Source organism: Pseudomonas sp. Ost2 (assembly GCF_018326065.1).
GTDB classification, from domain to species: Bacteria; Pseudomonadota; Gammaproteobacteria; order Pseudomonadales; family Pseudomonadaceae; genus Aquipseudomonas; species Aquipseudomonas gingeri.
In genome coordinates this window covers 7,045,564-7,064,916 of the sequence record NZ_AP021904.1, presented here as the reverse complement: position 1 = coordinate 7,064,916, position 19,353 = coordinate 7,045,564, and the positions used below count along the sequence as shown (strand labels likewise).

Here is a 19,353-nt window from a genome sequence, read left to right as displayed (position 1 = left end):
TTGTATCTGCCAATCATCAACACAATGACCGACACCGTTCGCCACACGGACCGATCGTGCGAACTCGGGGCAAGACGCCCCGACTTTGGATTCCAAGGGGAGCGGTATGGGGAGCAACACGCAACACCGGCTGTACTCGGCGATTTTGTCTGCGCATTTGCTGACCGCCGCAGGCGCAATAACCTTCAGTGCGGCGGCTGCCGCCGAGTCTGATAACACCACGGCCGACGCGCCGATACTCGACACCGTGATTGTCACCGGCACCCGCGCCCAGGAGCGCACGGCCAGCGCATCGCTGTCACCCATCGACGTGATCAGCGGCGACAGCCTGCGCAGCAGCGGTTCGGATGAACTGGGCACCGTGCTGGCACGGCTGATTCCATCGATCAACTTCCCCCGCCCGAGCCTGGTGGACGGCGCCGAACTGGTGCGTCCGGCACAACTGCGCGGGCTGTCGCCGGACCAGGTACTGGTGCTGGTCAACGGCAAGCGACGCCATACCAGCGCCTTCGTCAACCTGGGGGGAGCGGTGGGCCGGGGTTCGGCCCCGGCCGACCTGAATGCGATCCCGCTGTCGGCGGTCGACCATATCGAGGTGCTGCGCGATGGCGCGTCCGCCCGTTATGGCTCCGACGCCATTGCCGGGGTGATCAACGTGATCCTCAAGAGCACCGATCATGGCGGCTCGATCTCCAGCAAGTTCGGCGAATACAAGAAGGGCGACGGCATCCAGCGCCAGATCGGCGGCAACAGCGGCTTTGCCCTGGGCGACAACGGCTTCTTCAATCTTTCCGGCGAAGGCGCCGACAACGACTATACCAACCGCGCCGGCAAGGATTACCGTCCGGCCAGCATCGGTTCGACGACCTACGGCCAGCAGGTATTCCGCCAGGGCGAGCCGTCGACCAACGAAGGCAAGCTGCAGTTCAACTCTGCCTACAGCTTCAACGATGCCGCCGAACTCTACAGCTTTGGCGGCTACAGCAAGCGTCGGGGCGAAACCGCGGCGTTCTACCGGGCCAGCAATGCCTCGAACAACATCCCGGCGATTTTCCCCAACGGCTACCTGCCGCTGATTCACGGCAACCTCGAGGACACCTCGCTGGTGGTTGGCCTGCGCGGCCTGCTGGCAGACGACTGGCACTACGACCTGTCGGCCAACTACGGCAAGAACCAGTACGAGCTGAGCACCGAGACCATCAACACCTCGCTGGGCCTGAACAGCCCGCGCAAGTTCGATAACGGCACCCTGAGCAACGACCAGCGTCAGTTGAACTTCGACCTGTCGCGGGAATTCAATCTCGGCTGGCTGCCATATCCGGTATCCGTGGCGGTGGGGGCCGAGTACCTGCGTCAGGGCTACCAGATCAGCGCCGGCCAGCCGGAGTCCTACTACCAGACCGGCAGCTCCGGCCTTGGTGGTTTCCGCGCGGCCGATGCCGGCAGTTATTCGCGGCACAACTTCGCCCAGTACCTGGACCTGGAAACCAACTTCACCGAGAAACTCAGCGCCTCGGCGGCGGTACGTCATGAGGACTACAGCGATTTCGGCTCGAATGTCAGCGGCTCGTTGTCGGCGCGCTACGACTTCACCCCGCAGGTGGCCGTGCGCGGCAGCATCTCCAACGGTTTCCGCGCGCCATCCCTGGCCCAGCAGAACTTCACCTACACCTCGTCGCAACTGATCGGCCCGACTATCCAGGAGGCCGGCACCTTCGCGGCCAACAGCCAGGTGGCGCGCCTGCTCGGGGCCGAGGACCTGAAGGCGGAGAAATCGCGTAACTACAGCCTCGGCCTGGTGCTGGAGCCGACGGACAACCTGACGGTCACCGCCGATGTCTACCGCATCGATATCCGCGACCGGATCAGCCTGTCGTCCAACCTGGTGCTGAACAACGCGGCGATCAACTACCTGCAGGCCAACGGTGTGGGCAATATCAACTACACCAGCGCCCGCTACTTCACCAATGCCACCAATACCAGCACCAACGGTATCGACCTGGTCGCCAACTATCGCTACCAGCTGGATAACGGCGTGCGCTGGAACAGCACCCTGGGCTACAACTACAACCACACCAAGGTCACCGACGTGAAGGACAACCCGGCGATCCTCAACCAGCTCGGGGTCAACCTGGTGCGGGTCGATCGCCGGGAAAAGCTCGGCCTGCTGGGTGACACCACGCCACAGCACAAGCTGACCTTCGGCAACGACCTGAGCTTCGGCAACTGGGTGCTGCACAGCAACCTGGTGCGCTATGGCGAATTCACCAGCTACCAGGCCGATGCGATCAACGACCAGACCTTCAAGGCGGCATGGCTGCTGGACCTGGCGGCGGACTACAAGCTCAAGCAGTGGACCTTCACCCTGGGTGGCGACAACGTCACCGACAAGTACCCGGAAAAGCTCAGCGCCTACGCCAACAGCGGCGGCAACCTGGCCTACAGCACTTATTCGCCGTACGGTTACAGCGGTGCGTTTTATTACGGTAAAGTGACTTACAACTGGTAACTATTTCAGGAGCTCCACGCGATTCGTCATGGCTGTCACAGATCCTGCGTTGTTGAGTCTGGCCTATCCGCCGCGCCTTGAGCTGGGGGCGCAGCTGACCCACGAACAATTGCTCAGCTCGATGCAAGCCACCATGGCCCGGCACAAGGGCGGGCCGGTCTGGCTCTTCGCCTACGGCTCGCTGATCTGGCGTCCGGAGTGTTCGGCGGCGGAGCGGGTGCGCGGCCGGGTCCACGGTTATCACCGTGGCCTGTACCTGTGGTCCCACGAGCACCGCGGGACGCCGGAGTTGCCGGGGCTGGTGTTCGGGCTGGATCGCGGGGGTTCTTGCAGTGGTTTTGCCTATCGGCTGCCGGAGGAGCAACTGGAGGCGTCGCTCTACGCCTTGTGGCAGCGGGAGATGCCGGTGCCGTCCTACCGGCCGCACTGGCTCAATTGCCGCCTGGAGAATGGCCAGACGGTCCAGGCCCTGGGCTTTGTGCTGGAGCGGCACCTGCCCAGCTATGCCGGCAACCTGCCCGACAGTGTGCTGACCCAGGTGCTGCAGAGCGCTTGCGGACGCTACGGCACCACCCGTGACTATGTCGAGCAGACCGCCAGCGCCTTGCGCAGCCACGCCATGCCGGATCGTAATCTGGAGGCGCGGCTCAAGCGCTGCCGTTCAGGCGCGCATTAGGCAATGGCTTCGCGGCTCTGGCTGGCGACCTGCTTGTGCCACAGGGTCGGGGCCAGGAACGCCATGGACAGCAGGCAGGCCGCGACCAGCAGGACAAAACCGCCGTCCCAGCCGAAGTGGTCCACGGTGTAGCCCATGGCCGCGCTCGCGGCGACCGAGCCACCCAGGTAGCCGAACAGCCCGGTAAAGCCGGCGGCCGTGCCCGCGGCCTTTTTCGGCGCCAGTTCCAGGGCCTGCAGACCGATCAGCATCACCGGACCGTAGATCAGGAAGCCGATGGAGAACAGCGCGATCATGTCGATGGTCGGGTGGCCGGCTGGGTTGAGCCAGTACACCAGCGTCGCCACGGTCACCAGGCCCATGAATACCATGCCGGTCAGGCCGCGGTTGCCGCGGAAGATCTTGTCCGACATCCAGCCGCACAGCAGCGTGCCCGGGATCCCCGCCCACTCGTAGAAGAAATACGCCCACGAGGTCTTGTCGACGTCGAAGTGCTTGGCTTCCTTGAGGTAGGTCGGTGCCCAGTCCAGTACGCCGTAGCGCAGCAGGTAGACAAAGACGTTGGCCATGGCGATGTACCAGAGCATCTTGTTGCGCAGCACGTACTTGACGAAGATTTCCTTGGCGCTGAATTCGTCTTCGTGGCTGGCGTTGTAGCCTTCCGGGTAGTCGTTCCTGTACTTCTCGATCGGCGGCAGGCCGACCGACTGCGGGGTATCGCGCATGGTGATGAAGGCGAAGGCCGCGACGGCCAGGGCCACGGCCGCCGGGACGTAGAACGCCGCGTGCCAGTCATTGAACAGACCCATGCCGAGCAGGAACAGCGGACCGATCAGGCCGCCGCCGACGTTGTGCGCCACGTTCCACACCGAGACCACGCCGCCGCGTTCCTTCTGCGACCACCAGTGCACCATGGTCCGCCCGCTTGGCGGCCAGCCCATGCCCTGGGCCCAGCCATTGATGAACAACAGGATAAACATCATGGTCACGCTGGACGTCGCCCAGGGCGCGAAACCGAAAATGAACATCACCCCGGCGGACACCAACAGGCCGAAGGGCAGGAAGTAGCGTGGGTTGGAGCGGTCGGACACCAGGCCCATGAGGAACTTCGACAGGCCGTAGGCGATGGCGATCGCCGACATCGCCAGGCCCAGCTCGCCGCGGCTGTAGCCTTCGTCGATCAGGTACGGCATGGCCAGGGAGAAGTTCTTGCGCAACAGGTAGTAGCCGGCGTAACCGAAGAAGATCCCGGCGAAGATCTGCCAGCGCAGGCGGCGGTAGGTACTGTCTATTTTTTCCTCAGGCAGGGGCGCCTGATGTGCGGCAGGTCGAAAGAAGGCAAACATTCAAGAGCTCCAGATTTCTTGTTTTGACTGCGGATGCGAATGTTACATTTTCGTTACCGAAAATAGCAGGCTTTCGCATTCACAAAAGTCAGAAATGGATGACTCTCGATGTTGTTTTATGAACATGTCGCCGAGGGGCAGGCAGGGGGCGTTTCTGGAGGTTGGGTGTTGCCGGATATTTCCAGATTGATGGCCGTCCTGCAGGAGCGGGCAAGCCCGCTCCCACGCTTCAACGTACCTGGACCACCACCTTGCCCACGGCCTTGCGCTGGCCGAGGTCGTTGATGGCCTGGGCCGCGTCGGCCAGCGGATAGGTCTGGGACACCAGCGGCTTGAGCTTGCCCTCGGCGAACCAGGCGAACAGCTGCTGGAAGTTCGCCGCGTTGTCCTGAGGCTGACGCTGGGCGAACGAGCCCCAGAACACCCCGACCACCGCCGCGCCCTTGAGCAGGGCCAGGTTCACCGGCAGCTCGGGGATGCGCCCACTGGCAAAACCGACCACCAGCAACCGGCCGTTCCAGGCAATGGCGCGCACGGCCTGGTCGAACAGGTCGCCGCCCACCGGGTCGTAGATCACGTCGGCGCCATTGCCGTCGGTCAGGCGCTTGATCTCGTCCTTCAGGCTGGTTTCGCTGTAGTTGATCAGTTCATCGGCCCCGGCGGCCTTGGCCACCGCCAGTTTCTCCGCGCTGCTGGCGGCGGCGATGACCCGCGCGCCCATCGCCTTGCCGATTTCCACGGCGGCCAGGCCCACGCCGCCGGAAGCCCCCAGCACCAGCAGGGTTTCGCCCGGCTGCAACTGCGCGCGTTGTTTCAGCGCGTGCATCGAGGTGCCGTAGGTCATGCTGAAGGCCGCGGCGCTGGTGAAGTCCATCGCGGCGGGAATCGGCAGCACGTTGTAGCCCGGCACCGCCACTTCCTCGGCGAAGCTGCCCCAGCCGGTCAGGGCCATGACCCGGTCGCCGACCTTGAGGTGGCTGATCTTTTCCCCCACGGCCGCGACCACGCCGGCAGCTTCACCGCCGGGCGAGAACGGAAAGGGCGGCTTGAACTGGTATTTGCCCTCGATGATCAGCGTATCCGGGAAGTTCACCCCGGCGGCGTGCACCTGCAACAGGATTTCGTTCTTTTTCGGCGTCGGACTCGCGACCTCTTCCAGCACCAGCGTTTCGGCGGGGCCGAAGGCTTTGCACAGCACGGCTTTCATCGGGCTATTCCTTTGGGAGTGATGGCCGATAAGTGTAGGTGTGTGAGTCAACGGGTCAACGAGCATGCCCTGGCCTGATAGTCGGTTATAAGCTTTGTGCTTGGGCTCGACGGCGGGGATCGATATGCTAGGCCGCAAACCGGATAAGGAGCGAATTGTGAAAGCGTGGATCATGTTGATGTTGGCCTTGTCGCTACCGATGGCGGCAATGGCGGAAGAGGCCAAGGAAGGTGAAGCGGCGGGTCCCAAGGTCAGCTATATCAGCCTGACGCCACCGTTCGTCGGCAATTATGGCCTGGACGGCAGCCCCAAGCTCAAGGTCTACAAGGCCGATGTCGCCTTGCGTGTGACGGGTGACGCCGCGGCCCAGGCGGTCAAGGCCAACGAGCCGTTGATCCGCAACCAGCTGGTGGCGCTGTTCGCCCAGCAGAGCACCGAGTCGATGAGCAATGTCGACGCCAAGGAAAAGATGCGCCAGGAAGCCCTGAAGCAGGTCCAGCAGGTATTGAGCGACGAGACCGGCAAGCCGCAGGTGGAAGACCTGCTGTTCAACAACCTGATCGTCCAGTAACGCGCGATCTGCCGCTCCGCCTTTTACCCGGCGGTCGGCCGTTGCGGCAAGCCGGCCTCCATGCTGCCTGGCTGTTTCAGGACGCCAGGCTCTTGCGAAACCGCGCCAGCGCAATCGCGAAGAACACCAGCCCGATGCCCGCCAGCGCCAGCACATCGGGCCACACCACGCTGATTCCCGCATCGCGAAACAGGATCGCCGCGCCGAGGCTGACGAAGTGCGTCGACGGCGAACCCTGCATCACCCATTGCAGCCATTCGGGCATGCTGTCCAGCGGCGTGCTGCCGCCGGACAGCAACAGCATGGGAATGATCACCGGGATCGCCAGCAAGCCGAATTGCGGTGTCGAACGCGCCAGGGTCGCGAGAAAAATGCCCAGCGCCGTGCTGGCGAACAGATACAGCGCCGTCACCCCGAGGAACAACCCCAGCGAACCGGCCAGCGGCACGCCGAGGGCGCCCTTGACGATCACTTCCAGGGAAATCCAGGTGCAGATCACCACCACCAGCAGGTTGCTCCAGATCTTCGCCAGCATGATTTCCAGGGCGGTCAGCGGCAGCACCAGCAGGTGGTCGAGGGTGCCGTGCTCGCGTTCGCGCAACAGCGCGGTGCCGGTGAGGATGATCGCCAGGATGGTGATGTTGTTGACGATCTGGATCACTGCCAGGAACCAGCCGCCTTCCAGGTTCGGGTTGAACAGCGCGCGGCTGGCGAGCAGCACCGGCGCCTTGCCGGCGGCGTCGGCCTGGCCGCCATAGCCCAGCAGTTCACGCTGGAAGATCCGTCCGATATAGCCGGCGCCCATGAACGCCTGGCTCATCGCGGTGGCATCGACATTGACCTGCACCGCGGGTTGTCGCCCGGCCAGCAGGTCGGCCTGGAAATTCGCCGGCACGTTGATCACGAATGTGTACTGGCCGCTGTCCAGGGCCTGGTCCAGCCGGTCGTAGGCCAGTGGCGCGGGGCGCTGGAATTCCGGTGGCTGCAAGGCTTCGCCGAGCTGGCGCGAGAGGGCGCTGTGATCCTCGTCCACCAGGGCGACACTGGCGTTGTGCACGCCGATCACCGAGCCGGCGGCCGGCATGTAGATCGCCACGCTGAAGGCGTACAGCAGGAACAGCAACAGTACGCTGTCATGGCGCAGGCTGGTCAGCTCCTTCAGGCCGAGACGCAGGATATGGGCAAGCTTGTGCATCACGCCTCCTGTTTCTTGAGCATGACCAGGCTCAGGCCGGTGAAGGCCACGAAGAACCCGGCCAAGGCCAGGCACTGCGGCCAGAGCTGGCGCAGGTCCAGGGCCTTGGTGAAGGTGCCCACGGCGATATCGAGGAAGTGCCCGGCTGGAAAGAGCATGCCCATCAGCGCCGCGGCGCCCTCCAGGGACGAGCGTGGCACGATCAGCCCGGAAAACTGGATGGTCGGCAGGCTGGTGATGATCATGGTGCCGAGGATCGCGGCGATCTGGGTGCGGGTAAACGCCGAGATCAGCAGGCCCATGCTGGTGGTCGCCAGCACATAGAGCAGGCCGCCGAACGCCAGGGCCAGGCCGCTGCCCTTGAACGGCACGCCGAACAGCCAGCGATTCATCGCCACCAGCAGGCCCAGGTTGATCAGGCTCACCGCCAGGTACGGCGCCTGCTTGCCGAGCAGGAATTCCAGGCGGGTCAGCGGCGTGGCGTAGAAGTTGGTGATCGAGCCCAGTTCCTTCTCGCGGACGATGCCCAGGGCGGTGAGCATGGCCGGGATGAAGGCCAGGATCAGCGCCATGACGCCGGGGCCAATGGCGTTCACGCTGACCACGTCCTGGTTGTAGCGAAAGCGGGTTTCCAGGCGGGCGGCCGGTCGGTTGTCCAGGGCCGGGCTGCCTTGGGTGGCCCCCTGTTCGAGATTGGCCTGGTGCACCGCCTCGACATAGTTGCGACTGGTCTCGGCACGAAACGGCATGCCACCGTCCAGCCAGGCGGCGACCGTCGGCTGGCGTCCGGCGTACAGGTCGCGGCCGAAGCCCGGTGGGATCTCCAGGGCCAGCTTGATCTCCGAGCGTTGCAGGCGTGTGTGCAATTGCGCGGCATCGCGGATCGGCGCCTGTTCGGCGAAGTAGCGGGAACTGCGAAAGGCCTCGAGGTAGGCCCGGCTTTGCGGGGTCTGGTCCTGGTCGTAGACGGCAAAGGCGAGTTTTTCCACGTCCAGGGAAATCCCGTAGCCGAAGATCACCATCATGAACAGCGCGCCGAGCAGGGCAAAGGCCAGGCGCACCTTGTCCCGCAGCAGTTCCTTGCCCTCGCGGCTGGCGACCGCCAGCAGGCGCGCAAGGCTGAAGCCGCTGCCGTTGGATGACGCGGCAGCCGGGGCAGCCGGCGTTTCTGTCGTGGGGGCCGGCGCTTCAGGCGTGGCGCTGTCCTGTGCCTGTTCCAGGCAGCGGACGAATGCCGCTTCCAGGGTCTCGCCCTGGAACTGTCGTTGCAGGGCGTCCGGGGTATCGCAGGCCAGGACTCGCCCCGCGTGCATCAGCGAGATGCGGTCGCAGCGCCGGGCTTCGTTCATGAAATGGGTCGAGAGGAAGATCGTCACCCCCTGTTCCCGGGACAACTCGACCAGCAGCCGCCAGAAGTCGTCCCGTGCCGCCGGATCGACGCCCGAGGTCGGCTCGTCGAGGATCAGCACTTCCGGGCGATGCAGCACCGCCACCGCCAGGGACAGGCGTTGCCGCAGGCCCAGGGGCAGGGCGGCGGAGGGCTGGTCGGCGATCTCGCCGAGGTCGAAGCGCTGGATCAGTTCCTGGATGCGCGCGGTGCTGTCGGCCTTGGGCAGGTCGAACAGGCGGGCATGCAGTTCGAGGTTCTGCCGGCTGCTCAGCTCGCCATACAGCGAGAAGCTCTGGGACATGAAGCCGACGCGCTTGCGGGTCGCCAGGTCCCAGGCATCCACGGGTTTGCCGAGCAGCCGGGCGCTGCCTTCGCTGGCCGGCATCAGGCCGGTCAGGACCTTCATGGTGGTGGTCTTGCCGCAGCCGTTGGAGCCGAGGAAGCCGAAAATCTCGCCCCGGCCGATGGCAAAGCTGACCTTGTTCACCGCGGTGAAGTCGCCGAAGCGCAGGGTCAGGTCGTGGGCCTCGATGGCGATATCGATCTGGCTGTTGTCCCGGGGGGCGATGACCAGGGGCCGGTTGTCGCGGCTGCTGTCGCCCTGGAAGTGGGTGAAGGCATCGTCGAGCTTGCCGCTGGCGGTGCTGCCGGCCAGGGTCCGGCTCGGCCCGGCGGCGATCAGCTTGCCGCGATCGAGCATCAGGCAGTGTTCGAACTGCTCGGCCTCCTCCATGTAGGCGGTCGCCACCAGCAGCGTCAATTGCGGGCGTTGGCGGCGGACCTCGTCCACCAGCTCCCAGAAGCGTCGGCGTGACAACGGGTCGACGCCGGTGGTCGGTTCGTCGAGGATCAGCAGGTCCGGTTCGTGGATCAGTGCGCAGCACAGGCCGAGCTTCTGCTTCATGCCGCCGGAGAGTTTGCCCGCCGGTCGCTCGGCGAAGCGTTCGAGGTCGGTGGCGCGCAGCAGGTTGTGCATGCGCTGGTCGCAGTCGGTTTTCGACAGACCGAAGAGCGTGCCGAAGAAGCGGATGTTTTCGCTGATGGACAGTTCCGGGTAGAGGTTGCCACCCAGGCCCTGGGGCATGAAGGCGATACGCGGATAGAGGCTGTTGCGGTGACGCCGGTCGTCGATGGCGCCACCGAGCACTTCGAGCCGGCCCTGCTGGAGTTTCTTGACCCCGGCGATCAGCCCGAGCAGGCTCGATTTACCCGCGCCATCCGGGCCGATCAGCCCGCAGCGGGTGCCGGCCGGCAGGCTGAAACCGATATCCAGCAGCGCCGCCTGCCTGCCGTAGCGATGGCCGATGCCGCTGGCTTGCAGCGCCAGGCCGCTCATTGCAGGTTGGCCGGCCAGTCCGTGGGCGCCGTGCGCACGTAGCCGGCGCCGGGCATGCCGGGTTTGGCCTGGGGCACGGCGGCGGGGTCGGTCAGGCGCAGCTTGACCCGGAACACCAGTTTCTGGCGCTCGTCGCGGGTTTCCACTTCCTTGGGGGTGAACTGCGACTTGGCGGCGACGAAGGCGATTTTCGCCGGCAGGGGTTGTTCGGGCAGGGCGTCGAGCAGTACACGCGCCTCGTCACCCGGGGTCAGGCGGCCGACGACGGAGGCGGGCAGGTAGAGGTTCATGTACTGGTCGCCCGGGTCGATCAGCAGCAGTACGCGACCGCCCGCCCCGAGGACTTCGCCCGGTTCGGCCAGGCGCAGCTGGATGATGCCGTCGATGGGGGCGAGCAGGCTGCTGTCGTCGATTTCGCTGGTCAGTTGGGCAACCTGGGCCTGGGCGGCGCCGATGGAAGCGCTCAGTGCCGCGACCTGGGCCTTGGCGGCCAGGACGGCGGAGTTGCTGGTGTCGTAGCGGGCCTGCTGCTGGTCGAGCAACTGGCCGCTGGCGAACCCGCGCTGGGACAGTTCGCGAAAGCGCTTGAGTTCCTGGCCGGCCAGCAGCAGTTCGCTCTGGCGCAGTTGCACGTTGGCCTGGGCCGCGGCGAAGGTTTCCCGGGCCCGCAGCACTTCGGCCTCGGCCTGGACCCGCTGGGCTTCGAGGGTGCGCGTGTCGATGCGTGCCAGCAGTTGGCCCTTGGTGACCTTGTCGCCTTCGTTGACCAGGACCTCGGCCAGTCGGCCGGGGATCTTGCTGGCGATCTGTACTTCGGTCGCCTCGAGGCGGCCGTTGCCCATGCTCAGGCCTTCGGGCAGGCGGTCATGGAGGGATTTCCAGTAGCCGAAGCCGCCGGCGGCCAACAGCACGACCAGCAGGGAACCGGCGAAAAGACGGGAACGGCGGTGATTCATCGACATTGCTGCATCCTGCATCGGTAGCGTCCTAGTCTGACCGGTTCCGCGCGGTGGCGGCTTGATGCCGGTCAAATGAAGGGCAAGCCTAACCTGATTGGCGGACCGCTGGCAGGGAGAATGTCGTGACCGGGCAGTTCCGCTCGTTTCAGCGCAAGGCTAGGACGGCCGCCCACTGCTGCGGCGTGACCGGCATCACCGACAGCCGGCTGCCTTTCTGTACCAGCGGCATCTGCTCGAGCGCCGCCTGCTGCTTCAGGTAGCCGAGGCCGAGCACCTTGGCGAAGGTTTCCACATGGCCGACCTGCAGCGCGCTCCAGGGATTTTTCTCGGGGGTGGCTTTCGGGTCGTGATAGTGGCTTTGCGGGTCCAGGGCCGTCGGGTCCGGGTAGGCCGCCTCGACGATCTTGCCGATGCCGGCGATCCCCGGTTCCGGGCAACTGGAGTGATAGAAGAAGAACTGGTCGCCGATCGCCATTGCCCGCAGGAAATTGCGCGCCTGATAGTTGCGCACACCGTCCCAGCGGGTCTCGCCGAGCTTGGCCAGACCTTCGATCGAGAGTTCGTCCGGCTCGGACTTCATCAGCCAGTAGGCCATGGTTTTGCTCCTTGGGCAGTTTGTCGGGCAATTTCTTGCACAAACCGACAGTCGGTTGACGTCAGCGTTTGCGTAGCGGTTCACGTTATCGCAAAATGCCGGGATTTTAAGCTTGACGCTGCTGCACGGCCTATAAAGAAAAACCGCTGCTGTCATCGTATGTGATTTGCCTAGGGGGGCAATCGATGAAACGCAAACCGGATTTACTATGGATTTTGGTTATTTTGTTCGGTTTGGGTGTGGTAACCACGGGTTACGCACAGGGCCTGTGGTCGGGCAAGAAAGACGTCCCGGTTGAAATCGTCCAGCACCAGCCCCAGCAATCGACCCTGTTCAAGCGCTGATCCCGTCGCAAGGGCGTCGCCATCCCCGGTGACGCCTCGTCCCCCGTTTATTTCGCGATATACCAGGCACGGTCGCTGACCGTTCCCTGCAGCGGCACGTCCCAACTGGCCTGGTCCAGTCTCCCGACCTTCTGACATTCATGGGCCAGCCCCAGCAGGAGCGGCTTGCACCAGCTCTGGCGGCGGGACTGATAGGCCAGGCTGCGGTCGTAGAAACCGCCGCCCATGCCCAGCCGTCCCCCCTGCGCATCGAAGCCGACCAGCGGCAACAGCACCAGGTCGAGTGCCCAGACCTTGCGCTGCGCGGCCGGATTGATCCGCGGCTCAAGGATGCGAAAACGGTTGGGGTGGAGCTTTTCCCCCGGACGAATCCGCTGGAACACCATCTTCGTTCGTGGCCAGGCGCTCAGCACCGGCAGGTAGGTGTGCTTGCCGCGGCGCTGGGCTTCACGCAGCAGCAGGCGCGGATCGATTTCACCGTCGGTGGGCAGGTACAGGGAGACATGGCGGGCGCGGCGAAACAGCGGGTGTTGCGCCAGTTGCCGATACAGGCCGCGCGCGGCCTGGCGTTGTTCGCCGGGCGTGAGGGCGCGGCGGGCCTTGCGCAGCAGTCGTCGAAGTTGCGGGCGGGAAAGCGGCGCAGGTTCGCTCATGGGATCGGGCTGTCGGCAATCGAGCGGCCAGGACGGCGGCTCGTGAAAGACCAACGCCGGCGCGATGGCCGGCATTGGACGATAATTCAGGCTCCCCGACGTAGCGCTGTCGGCTTAGCCCTTGAACCCGAAAGTTCAAGGTGGAAGTTACAGTAGACCTTAAGGCTTTCCGTCTAGCGGACATGCACACCGGCCCAACGTGTAACACCCAGGGTAGTGCGAATCGGCTCAGGGACATCACCAACTGGCAAGTACTCCAGGGAGTGACGCCAGTATACCTGAAAGTGGCCGCGGGAATCAGCCCTTGCTGGTATCCGAGTCGGAAGACAGCACCAGATCCACCCGATCCAGCAGGTCGCGCACCTGTTCGCGCGTCGAGCCGCTGGCCTGCACATCAGGGCGTTCCTGCTTGTGCAGCAGGTCATGGGTAATGTTCAGCGCGGCCATCACGGCGATGCGATCGGCGCCGATGACTTTTCCGCTGCTGCGGATTTCGCGCATCTTGCCGTCCAGGTAGCGGGCGGCGCTGACCAGGTTGCTGCGTTCTTCCTGGGGGCAGATGATCGAGTACTCTTTGTCGAGGATCTGCACGGTAACGTTATTGCTTGAACTCATGAGTCTTGCTCCAGGGCCTTGAGGCGCGAAATCATCGATTCGACCTTACGCCGGGCGATTTCGTTCTTTTCAATAAGGTGTGCGCGCTCCTCGCGCCAGGTTTTTTCCTGAGCTAGTAGGAGTCCGTTTTGGCTTTTAAGTTGCTCGACCCGGGTAATCAGCAGTTCGAGTCTGGCCATCAGCGCGTGCAGGTCGGTGTCTTCCATTCGTTATCTACTTTGGTGTCCACTGAATATGACGAGCGGCATGCAGGTCGTCGCTGGAGCGCTTGGCAAACGAGTTATCCGCCTTGATGGTCTTGGCGTGTTCCCGAATGCTAGGATACAAGGCCTTCATTCTAGACATTGCGCCGTTCGGCGCCTAGCCGCCCATGCCTATTCAGAATTCCCCGTATAACGCCTTTGCCACCCTGCTGAGCACCAGCGGTCATCCGGTCTCTCCCGCCGAACTGCACGGCCTGTTGCTCGGCCGCAGTTGTGCCGGTGCCGGCTTCGAAGCCGACAGCTGGCTGGTGGATGCCGCCGAACTGCTCGAAGGCGAACCGCAGGACAACGTGCGCAACGCCCTGGTCGGCTTGCAGGAGATGGTCAAGGGTGAGCTTACCAGCGACGACATGACCGTTGTCCTGCTGCTGCCGAGCGACGATGCGCCGCTGACCGAGCGGGCGATTGCCCTGGGCCAGTGGTGCCAGGGTTTCCTCGCCGGTTTCGGCCTGACCTACCGCGCCAACGCCCTGAGCATCGAGGCCACCGAGGTGCTGCAGGACCTCGCGGCCATCGCTCAGGTCCAGGACGCGCTGGAAGAGTCCGACGACGGCGAGAACGACTACATGGAAGTCATGGAGTACCTGCGCGTCGCACCGCTGCTGCTGTTCACCGAGGTCAACAAAGCGGTTGAGCCGGCTGCCAAGCCTTCGTTGCACTGAGCCAGGACAGGGAGCTCCATCTGCCCATGATTCATATCCCCAAAGCGGAATACGCCCGGCGCCGCAAGGCGTTGATGGCGCAGATGGAACCCAACAGCATCGCGATCCTGCCGGCCGCCGCCGTGGCGATCCGCAATCGCGATGTCGAGCATGTCTACCGCCAGGACAGCGATTTCCAGTACCTCAGCGGTTTCCCCGAGCCCCAGGCGGTGATCGTGCTGATCCCCGGCCGGGCCCACGGCGAATACGTGCTGTTCTGCCGCGAGCGCAATGTCGAGCGTGAACTCTGGGACGGCCTGCGCGCCGGCCAGGAGGGCGCGATCCGCGATTTCGGCGCGGACGACGCGTTCCCCATCAATGATATCGACGACATCCTGCCGGGCCTGATCGAAGGGCGCGACCGGGTCTATTCGGCGATGGGCAGCAACCCGGAGTTCGACCGCCACCTGATGGACTGGATCAATGTGATCCGCTCCAAGGCGCACCTCGGCGCGCAACCGCCGAACGAATTCGTTGCCCTGGATCATCTGCTGCACGACATGCGCCTGTATAAATCGGCGGCGGAAGTGAAGGTGATGCGCGAGGCCGCGGCGATTTCCGCCCGCGCCCATGTGCGCGCCATGCAGGCCAGCCGTGCCGGCCTGCACGAGTTCAGCCTGGAAGCCGAGCTGGACTACGAGTTCCGCAAGGGCGGGGCGAAGATGCCGGCCTACGGCTCCATCGTCGCCGCCGGACGCAACAGCTGCATCCTGCACTACCAGCAGAATGACGCATTGCTCAAGGATGGCGACCTGGTGCTGATCGACGCCGGTTGCGAGATCGACTGCTATGCCAGCGACATCACCCGTACCTGGCCGGTCAGCGGCAAGTTCTCGCCCGAACAGAAGGCGATCTATGAGCTGGTGCTGGCTGCCCAGGAAGCGGCGTTCGCCGAGATCGCGCCGAACAAGCACTGGAACCAGGCGCACGAGGCCACGGTGCGGGTGATTACCAGCGGGCTGGTGGCGCTGGGACTGTTGCACGGCGATGTCGACGAGCTGATCGACGGCGAGGCCTACAAGGCCTTCTACATGCACCGCGCCGGCCACTGGCTGGGGATGGATGTGCATGATGTCGGCGAGTACAAGGTCGGCGGCGAATGGCGCGTGCTGGAGGTCGGCATGGCGCTGACGGTGGAGCCGGGGATCTATATTTCCCCGGACAACCAGGACGTGGCGAAGAAATGGCGCGGCATTGGCGTGCGCATCGAGGACGACGTGGTGGTGACCAAGCAAGGTTGTGAAATCCTGACCGGCGGCGTGCCCAAGACCGTTGCCGAGATCGAGGCCCTGATGGCTGCGGCCCGGACCGAAGCGGCATGAGCCGGGTCAATCTGGCGATCATCGGCGGCGGCCTGGTCGGTGCCAGCCTGGCGCTGGCGTTGCAGGCCGGGGCCAGGGCACGGGGCTGGAAGATCGTGCTGATCGAGCCCTTCGCCCCCGGCGACAGTTACCAGCCGAGCTACGACGCCCGCTCCTCGGCGCTATCCTTCGGTGCCCGGCAGATCTACGAACGCCTTGGCCTGTGGCAAGCGATTGCGCAGCGGGCCGAGCCGATCAAGCAGATTCACGTGTCCGATCGCGGACGTTTCTCCACGGCGCGGCTGTCGGCCATCGAAGAAGGGGTTCCGGCCCTGGGCTACGTGGTCGAGAACGCCTGGCTCGGCCAATGCCTCTGGCAGGGACTGGACCGGGAGGTGGTCAGCTGGCGTTGTCCGGCCGAGGTCACCCGCCTGCAGCCGCTGGAAGACGGCTACCGCCTGACCCTCAACGATGAAACCGTGCTGGAGTGCGATCTGGCGGTGCTGGCCGATGGCGGCCGCTCCGGCCTGCGCGAGCAACTGGGCATCGGCGTGCGCAAGCGGCCGTACAACCAGAGTGCGCTGATCGCCAATATTTCGCCGAGCGAGGCCCATCACGGCATGGCCTTCGAGCGGTTTACCGATGAAGGGCCGATGGCCTTGCTGCCGTTGCCGGACAATCGCTGTGCGCTGGTCTGGACCCGGCTCGGAATGGACGCCCAGCGGCTGGCGGAGCTCGATGAACGCAGCTTCCTCAGTGAATTGCAGGGCGTGTTCGGTTATCGCCTTGGCACCTTGAAGCAGGTCGGTGCGCGGCACCTGTACCCGCTGACGCTGGTGGAGGCCGAGGAGCAGGTCCGTCCGCACCTGGCGGTGCTGGGTAACGCGGCCCACAGCCTGCACCCGATTGCCGGGCAGGGCTTCAACCTGTCCCTGCGCGACGCCCAGGCGCTGGCGGATGCCCTGCTGGCCAGTGAGGCGGGGCTGGGCGACTTCGCCACCCTGCGCGGTTACCAGGAGCGCCAGCGCCTGGACCAGACGCTGACCGTCGGCTTCTCCGACCAGGTCACCCGGCTGTTCGGCACGGCACAGCCGCTGGTGGCCCTGGGGCGCAATCTCGGCCTGCTCGGCCTCGACCTGCTGCCGCCGGCCAAGCGCTGGTTCGCCCGCCAGGCCATGGGCCTGGGTACCCGTTCCGATGCCTAGTCACTGCATCCATACGCCGATCCCTGTAGGAGCCGGCTTGCCGGCTCCTGCAAGGTCCGTCTAACTTTCACTAAGGCTTAAAGCATGGAAATGCGCGCAGATGTGCTGATCGTCGGAGCCGGGATGGTCGGCAGTGCCCTGGCCCTCGCCCTGAAAGACAGCGGGCTGGAAGTACTGTTGCTCGATGGCGGTCCGATGAGCGTCAAGCCGTTCGACCCGCAGGCAGCGTTCGAACCCCGGGTGAGTGCCCTGTCGGCCGCCAGCCAGCGCATCCTCGAGCGCCTGGGCGTGTGGTCGGGCATTGCCGGGCGGCGCGCCAGTCCCTACCGCGACATGCAGGTCTGGGACGGCAGCGGCACCGGACAGATCCACTTCTCGGCGGCCAGCGTGCATGCCGATGTGCTCGGGCATATCGTCGAGAACCGGGTGGTCCAGGACGCCTTGCTCGACCGCCTGCACGATTGCGACATGGGCCTGCTGGCCAATGCGCGGCTGGAGCAGATGCGCCGCTCCGGCGATGACTGGCTGCTGACCCTGGCCGACGGGCGCAAGCTGCGCTCGCCGCTGGTGATCGCCGCCGACGGCGCGAACTCGGCGGTGCGCCGCCTGACCGGCTGCGCGACCCGCGAGTGGGATTACCTGCACCACGCCATCGTCACCAGCGTGCGCAGCTCGAAGCCGCACCAGATGACCGCCTGGCAGCGCTTTACCGATGACGGCCCGCTGGCCTTCCTGCCGCTGGAGCGCGATGGCGGCCAGGACTGGTGTTCGATTGTCTGGTCGACCACGCCGGGTGAAGCCGAGCGCCTGATGGCACTGGACGAGGCGACTTTCTGCCGCGAGCTGGAGCGGGCCTTCGAAGGTCGACTCGGCACGGTACTGTCCGTCGACCCACGCCTGTGCGTGCCGCTGCGCCAGCGCCATGCCAAGCGTTATGTCGCCGAAGGGCTGGCGCTGATCGGCGACGCGGCCCATACCATTCACCCATTGGCCGGGCAGGGCGTGAACCTGGGGTTCCTCGATGCGGCGGTACTGGCCGAGGTGTTGTTGCACGCGGTCGAGCGTGGCGAGCGGCTGGCGGATGTACAGGTGCTCAGTCGCTTCGAACGTCGGCGCATGCCCCACAACCTTGGCCTGATGGCGGCGATGGAAGGTTTCGAGCGACTGTTCCAGGCCGATCGCCTGCCGCTGCGCTGGCTGCGCAACACCGGCCTGAAGATGGTCAACCAGATGCCGGAGGCCAAGGCCCTGTTTGTCCGCCAGGCGCTGGGCCTGAGTGGCGACCTGCCGGAGCTGGCCAGGGCCTGACAGTGCGCGGCAACATCTGGTAACGCCTCCGCGCCGACTTCGGTTGAGGTGCCAAATGTGAGTCACTATCATTTCGCGTTCATTTCGAATTCGAGAGATCGCTCCCATGTCGGCACCGAAGCGTCTACTGACGGCCCTGGCCCTAACCTTCGTGGCGGGCGCGGCCCATGCCGCCGACGAAGTGGTGGTGTACTCCTCGCGTATCGATGAGCTGATCAAGCCGGTGTTCGATGCCTACACCCAGAAGACCGGGGTGAAGGTGAAGTTCATCACCGACAAGGAAGCGCCGCTGATGCAGCGGATCAAGGCCGAGGGCGAGAACGCCACCGCCGACCTGCTGCTGACCGTCGATGCCGGCAACCTCTGGCAGGCCGAACAGATGGGCATCCTGCAGCCGTTCACCTCCAAGGTGATCGACGCCAATATCCCGCTGCAATATCGCTCGTCGGCCCACCAATGGACCGGCTTGAGCCTGCGGGCGCGGACCCTGGCCTATTCCACCGAGCGGGTGCAACCCGCCGACCTGACCACCTACGAGGCCCTGGCCGACAAGCAGTGGGAGGGTCGCCTGTGCCTGCGCACGGCGAAGAAGGTCTACAACCAGTCACTGACCGCCACCCTGATCGAAACCCATGGTGCGGCCAGGACCGAGCAGATCCTCAAGGGCTGGGTGAACAACCTGTCCACCGACGTCTTCTCCGATGACATCGCGGTGCTCGAGGCGATCAACGCCGGGCAGTGCGACGTCGGCATCGTCAATACCTACTACTACGGTCGCCTGCACAAGCAGAACCCGAACCTGGCGGTGAAACTGTTCTGGCCGAACCAGGGCGACCGAGGCGTGCATGTGAACCTGTCGGGGATCGGCCTGACCCGGCATGCACCGCACCCGGAAGCGGCCAAGGCGCTGGTGGAATGGATGACCACACCTGAAGCCCAGCGGATCTTTGCCGACGTGAACCAGGAGTTCCCGGCCAACCCGGCGGTGCCGCCGTCGGCGGAAGTGGCGAGCTGGGGCAAGTTCGTGCCCGATGCCCTGCCGGTGGAAATCGCCGGCAAGCGCCAGGCCGAGGCGATCCGCCTGATGGATCGCGTCGGCTGGAACTGACAGGGGCGCCAGACAAAGCCCGGTCGCGACACAAAACCCTGTGGGAGCCGGCTTGCCGGCGATAGTATCGA

Annotated in this window: 18 protein-coding genes and 1 other RNA gene; 9 read left to right on the top strand and 10 right to left on the bottom strand. The window is 64.9% G+C overall.

What is annotated here, in order from left to right; translation table 11 throughout:
* Positions 1-106 precede the first annotated feature (106 nt).
* On the top strand, positions 107-2,509 hold the full coding sequence (locus KI243_RS31425; protein WP_017125449.1) for a TonB-dependent receptor: 2,403 nt from the start codon (positions 107-109) through the stop codon (positions 2,507-2,509).
* 28 nt (positions 2,510-2,537) lie between these two features.
* Positions 2,538-3,185, top strand: a complete 648-nt coding sequence (locus tag KI243_RS31420) for a gamma-glutamylcyclotransferase (RefSeq protein WP_017125448.1) — start codon at positions 2,538-2,540, stop codon at positions 3,183-3,185.
* Here the strand turns inward: KI243_RS31420 and glpT are convergent.
* Together glpT and KI243_RS31410 are read right to left on the bottom strand one after the other, a co-directional pair.
* Entirely contained in the window at positions 3,182-4,531 is a 1,350-nt protein-coding gene (gene glpT / locus KI243_RS31415; RefSeq protein ID WP_017125447.1) for a glycerol-3-phosphate transporter, read from the bottom strand. The two genes, KI243_RS31420 and glpT, sit on opposite strands and share 4 nt — an antisense overlap.
* Before the next feature lie 229 nt (positions 4,532-4,760).
* Positions 4,761-5,738, bottom strand: coding sequence for an NADPH:quinone oxidoreductase family protein (locus tag KI243_RS31410; RefSeq protein WP_017125446.1), 978 nt, complete (start codon positions 5,736-5,738; stop codon positions 4,761-4,763).
* Between the two features lie 157 nt (positions 5,739-5,895).
* On the opposite strand from KI243_RS31410, the gene KI243_RS31405 reads away from it, so the two are divergent.
* Positions 5,896-6,309, top strand: a complete 414-nt coding sequence (locus KI243_RS31405) for a flagellar basal body-associated protein FliL (protein ID WP_017125445.1) — start codon at positions 5,896-5,898, stop codon at positions 6,307-6,309.
* A gap of 76 nt (positions 6,310-6,385) precedes the next feature.
* Here KI243_RS31405 and KI243_RS31400 read toward each other — a convergent pair whose 3' ends face one another.
* The 4 genes from KI243_RS31400 to KI243_RS31385 all read right to left on the bottom strand — a co-directional run bounded on the left by KI243_RS31400 (position 6,386) and on the right by KI243_RS31385 (position 11,784).
* Complete coding sequence (locus KI243_RS31400; protein ID WP_017125444.1) at positions 6,386-7,504, bottom strand: ABC transporter permease; 1,119 nt, start codon at positions 7,502-7,504, stop codon at positions 6,386-6,388.
* The gene (rbbA, locus tag KI243_RS31395) at positions 7,504-10,230 is read right to left on the bottom strand and encodes a ribosome-associated ATPase/putative transporter RbbA (protein ID WP_212810269.1); all 2,727 of its coding nucleotides are present in this window, start codon (positions 10,228-10,230) and stop codon (positions 7,504-7,506) included. The genes KI243_RS31400 and rbbA overlap by 1 nt, the downstream gene beginning before the upstream one ends.
* Positions 10,227-11,192, bottom strand: a complete 966-nt coding sequence (locus tag KI243_RS31390) for an efflux RND transporter periplasmic adaptor subunit (RefSeq protein WP_017125442.1) — start codon at positions 11,190-11,192, stop codon at positions 10,227-10,229. The genes rbbA and KI243_RS31390 overlap by 4 nt, the downstream gene beginning before the upstream one ends.
* A gap of 142 nt (positions 11,193-11,334) precedes the next feature.
* Entirely contained in the window at positions 11,335-11,784 is a 450-nt protein-coding gene (locus tag KI243_RS31385) for an EVE domain-containing protein (RefSeq protein ID WP_017125441.1), read from the bottom strand.
* Between the two features lie 185 nt (positions 11,785-11,969).
* Here KI243_RS31385 and KI243_RS31380 point away from each other — a divergent pair, with 185 nt between their 5' ends.
* Positions 11,970-12,128, top strand: a complete 159-nt coding sequence (locus KI243_RS31380; RefSeq protein WP_085983771.1) for a hypothetical protein — start codon at positions 11,970-11,972, stop codon at positions 12,126-12,128.
* A 47-nt stretch (positions 12,129-12,175) separates the two neighbouring features.
* Here KI243_RS31380 and KI243_RS31375 read toward each other — a convergent pair whose 3' ends face one another.
* The 4 genes from KI243_RS31375 to KI243_RS31360 form a co-directional block, all read right to left on the bottom strand.
* Positions 12,176-12,781, bottom strand: a complete 606-nt coding sequence (locus tag KI243_RS31375; RefSeq protein WP_042935149.1) for a 5-formyltetrahydrofolate cyclo-ligase — start codon at positions 12,779-12,781, stop codon at positions 12,176-12,178.
* Between the two features lie 88 nt (positions 12,782-12,869).
* Positions 12,870-13,047, bottom strand: a non-coding RNA gene (gene ssrS, locus KI243_RS31370) — 6S RNA.
* A gap of 31 nt (positions 13,048-13,078) precedes the next feature.
* Entirely contained in the window at positions 13,079-13,396 is a 318-nt protein-coding gene (locus tag KI243_RS31365; RefSeq protein WP_017125438.1) for a cell division protein ZapA, read from the bottom strand.
* Positions 13,393-13,602, bottom strand: coding sequence for a TIGR02449 family protein (locus KI243_RS31360; RefSeq protein WP_017125437.1), 210 nt, complete (start codon positions 13,600-13,602; stop codon positions 13,393-13,395). Before KI243_RS31360 ends, KI243_RS31365 begins: the two co-directional genes overlap by 4 nt.
* Before the next feature lie 164 nt (positions 13,603-13,766).
* On the opposite strand from KI243_RS31360, the gene KI243_RS31355 reads away from it, so the two are divergent.
* The 5 genes from KI243_RS31355 to KI243_RS31335 all read left to right on the top strand — a co-directional run bounded on the left by KI243_RS31355 (position 13,767) and on the right by KI243_RS31335 (position 19,282).
* Positions 13,767-14,321, top strand: coding sequence for a YecA family protein (locus tag KI243_RS31355; protein ID WP_017125436.1), 555 nt, complete (start codon positions 13,767-13,769; stop codon positions 14,319-14,321).
* A gap of 26 nt (positions 14,322-14,347) precedes the next feature.
* Positions 14,348-15,682, top strand: a complete 1,335-nt coding sequence (gene pepP / locus KI243_RS31350) for a Xaa-Pro aminopeptidase (protein ID WP_017125435.1) — start codon at positions 14,348-14,350, stop codon at positions 15,680-15,682.
* Positions 15,679-16,866 carry a 2-octaprenyl-6-methoxyphenyl hydroxylase gene (gene ubiH, locus KI243_RS31345; protein ID WP_017125434.1) on the top strand — a complete coding sequence of 396 codons (1,188 nt, stop codon included), beginning with the start codon at positions 15,679-15,681 and terminating at the stop codon, positions 16,864-16,866. The genes pepP and ubiH overlap by 4 nt, the downstream gene beginning before the upstream one ends.
* 90 nt (positions 16,867-16,956) lie before the next feature.
* Positions 16,957-18,174, top strand: a complete 1,218-nt coding sequence (locus tag KI243_RS31340; RefSeq protein WP_167331628.1) for a 2-octaprenyl-3-methyl-6-methoxy-1,4-benzoquinol hydroxylase — start codon at positions 16,957-16,959, stop codon at positions 18,172-18,174.
* Positions 18,175-18,280: 106 nt separating this feature from the next.
* Complete coding sequence (locus KI243_RS31335; protein ID WP_017125432.1) at positions 18,281-19,282, top strand: extracellular solute-binding protein; 1,002 nt, start codon at positions 18,281-18,283, stop codon at positions 19,280-19,282.
* Positions 19,283-19,353: the final 71 nt, after the last annotated feature.

Excerpts from the sequence above, each read along its gene's own strand:
- KI243_RS31425 (WP_017125449.1), top strand. The coding sequence starts at position 107 with ATGGGGAGCAACACGCAACACCGGCTGTACTCGGCGATTTTGTCTGCG.
- KI243_RS31420 (WP_017125448.1), top strand. The coding sequence starts at position 2,538 with ATGGCTGTCACAGATCCTGCGTTGTTGAGTCTGGCCTATCCGCCGCGC.
- glpT (WP_017125447.1), bottom strand. The coding sequence starts at position 4,531 with ATGTTTGCCTTCTTTCGACCTGCCGCACATCAGGCGCCCCTGCCTGAG.
- KI243_RS31410 (WP_017125446.1), bottom strand. The coding sequence starts at position 5,738 with ATGAAAGCCGTGCTGTGCAAAGCCTTCGGCCCCGCCGAAACGCTGGTG.
- KI243_RS31400 (WP_017125444.1), bottom strand. The coding sequence starts at position 7,504 with ATGCACAAGCTTGCCCATATCCTGCGTCTCGGCCTGAAGGAGCTGACC.
- rbbA (WP_212810269.1), bottom strand. The coding sequence starts at position 10,230 with ATGAGCGGCCTGGCGCTGCAAGCCAGCGGCATCGGCCATCGCTACGGC.
- KI243_RS31390 (WP_017125442.1), bottom strand. The coding sequence starts at position 11,192 with ATGTCGATGAATCACCGCCGTTCCCGTCTTTTCGCCGGTTCCCTGCTG.
- KI243_RS31385 (WP_017125441.1), bottom strand. The coding sequence starts at position 11,784 with ATGGCCTACTGGCTGATGAAGTCCGAGCCGGACGAACTCTCGATCGAA.
- KI243_RS31380 (WP_085983771.1), top strand. The coding sequence starts at position 11,970 with ATGAAACGCAAACCGGATTTACTATGGATTTTGGTTATTTTGTTCGGT.
- KI243_RS31375 (WP_042935149.1), bottom strand. The coding sequence starts at position 12,781 with ATGAGCGAACCTGCGCCGCTTTCCCGCCCGCAACTTCGACGACTGCTG.
- KI243_RS31365 (WP_017125438.1), bottom strand. The coding sequence starts at position 13,396 with ATGAGTTCAAGCAATAACGTTACCGTGCAGATCCTCGACAAAGAGTAC.
- KI243_RS31360 (WP_017125437.1), bottom strand. The coding sequence starts at position 13,602 with ATGGAAGACACCGACCTGCACGCGCTGATGGCCAGACTCGAACTGCTG.
- KI243_RS31355 (WP_017125436.1), top strand. The coding sequence starts at position 13,767 with ATGCCTATTCAGAATTCCCCGTATAACGCCTTTGCCACCCTGCTGAGC.
- pepP (WP_017125435.1), top strand. The coding sequence starts at position 14,348 with ATGATTCATATCCCCAAAGCGGAATACGCCCGGCGCCGCAAGGCGTTG.
- ubiH (WP_017125434.1), top strand. The coding sequence starts at position 15,679 with ATGAGCCGGGTCAATCTGGCGATCATCGGCGGCGGCCTGGTCGGTGCC.
- KI243_RS31340 (WP_167331628.1), top strand. The coding sequence starts at position 16,957 with ATGCGCGCAGATGTGCTGATCGTCGGAGCCGGGATGGTCGGCAGTGCC.
- KI243_RS31335 (WP_017125432.1), top strand. The coding sequence starts at position 18,281 with ATGTCGGCACCGAAGCGTCTACTGACGGCCCTGGCCCTAACCTTCGTG.